1 protein-coding gene and 1 pseudogene are annotated in these 1,544 nt (G+C 39.7%); both read right to left on the minus strand.

Translation table 11 applies throughout. The features are described 5' to 3' along the window. Window positions 1-206, minus strand: a pseudogene (locus CDZ78_RS06380) (ISAzo13 family transposase); the annotation flags it as partial. Between the two features lie 82 nt (window positions 207-288). Then, the gene (locus tag CDZ78_RS06385; RefSeq protein ID WP_087869256.1) at window positions 289-738 is read right to left on the minus strand and encodes a CHAD domain-containing protein; all 450 of its coding nucleotides are present in this window, start codon (window positions 736-738) and stop codon (window positions 289-291) included. Window positions 739-1,544: the final 806 nt, after the last annotated feature.

Raw genomic sequence — 1,544 nt, forward strand, 5'->3', positions numbered from 1 at the left:
ATATCCAGTTCTAATTCGGTGAGTTCTTTTTTTCCTTGGCGGATAGTTTTTGGGTCACACTCTAATAAAGCTGAAATATAGTTAACGCCACCATGAGATAATTTTTCACTTTCAATGGCGGCATACCGTCGCTTATTTTTTTCACAAAGTGAGTCATAAAATTTCTTCATCGACTTTTCGATATTTTTTTTATAAGGAAATGACATAAGACAACCACTGAGTAATAAATTAAGATAACCTTAATTTAGGGGAGATATTTCATTATTCAAGCTTGGCTGCTTCAGGAAGTTATTTCGTGCACATTCCTAAAGGTTCTTTTAAAAACTGCTCCCAGTTATGTAATTGTTTCCTGTAAATAGGGCTGTTGGGCTTGTCGGCTAACCCTTTTTGCGCCTGCTGTTGTTTTACTTTGAGAAAATCATATAAGGGGATGATATCTGCATGCAAACTGACAGGAAGGGCTGCTTTATACAATGGATAACTCAATAAATAGACATCCATATCGCGTGTAGTACCTGTTATTTCTCCTAACCAGGCAAAGAAATCAGTATAAAGGCTGACAGCAGATGGGGGCAGGGTGCCTTTAATCTGACTTAAGCCGGCTCGTGTGCGCCTGATTGCTACACGAAAATCATGTAAAAATTCACTATCTATATCGGCTATTGTATTACTCTCATTAACTTGCATAGCAACTAATAATTGCTGATAAATAATCATACTTGCTTGATCAGCACGCATATCCGGGTCAAGCTGTATGGATAGTTTAGAACTATAGTCTTTAGCTTTCCGGCCCTGTTGTTTGAGAGCATGGTCTAAAATTGAACAAGATACTGTTGGTTTTAGTTTTAGTTTTAGAGAGTTTTGTAACAGAGAACTGATTCTTTCAACTGCTTTTTCATAGCCTTTTAATGGCTGTAAGAAAATATGATTTGGTAATGATTCATATTCATCGAACTTAATGCGTAAGATCGTTTTTTTTATCTTTATTGAGAATGTTTAAGCGATAAACATGATGTGGTAATTGAGACAACGGAAATAATGCCCGCATTTCTAAAACGGGAGATATTTTCGTTTTTAAACGACCCTCTCGAAATTGTTCAGTAAATTGAGGGACATGCTGTTGTTCTTCTTCTAAAGCAAGACATTCACCAGTATTCCTATCTAGTAAACTAATATGTGACGCTGATTTTGATTGATTTAGCTCGAAAATGATATCGGCATTGTAGAGCCGCCAGTCAAAGCTATCGTACGCTGAAAATCAGGGAAACGTAGCCTAAGCGAAGTGATGATTTTTAGTCCGCGATAGCCGTAGGGCCGTTATTTTGTCGGAGTCTGAGCGTTAGCGAAGGTGGAGACAAAATAAAAGGCCATCCGACACGGCGTCAAGTCATTTGGAGCCTATGTTCCGACCCCTTGTTGGGTCGGGACGAGGTGACGAGGACGAATCGGGGCCGCCGGAGGCATAAGTGGTCGCGTTAAGTTTTTGCTGCTTGCTTGGGCTGGGATGCCCAAAACAAGCTTTCGCAAAAATAGCGACTCCCCGC

It is taken from the genome of Bathymodiolus platifrons methanotrophic gill symbiont (assembly GCF_002189065.1).
Taxonomy (GTDB): Bacteria; Pseudomonadota; Gammaproteobacteria; order Methylococcales; family Methylomonadaceae; genus Methyloprofundus.

Excerpts from the sequence above, each read along its gene's own strand:
- CDZ78_RS06385 (WP_087869256.1), bottom strand. The coding sequence starts at position 738 with ATGCGTGCTGATCAAGCAAGTATGATTATTTATCAGCAATTATTAGTT.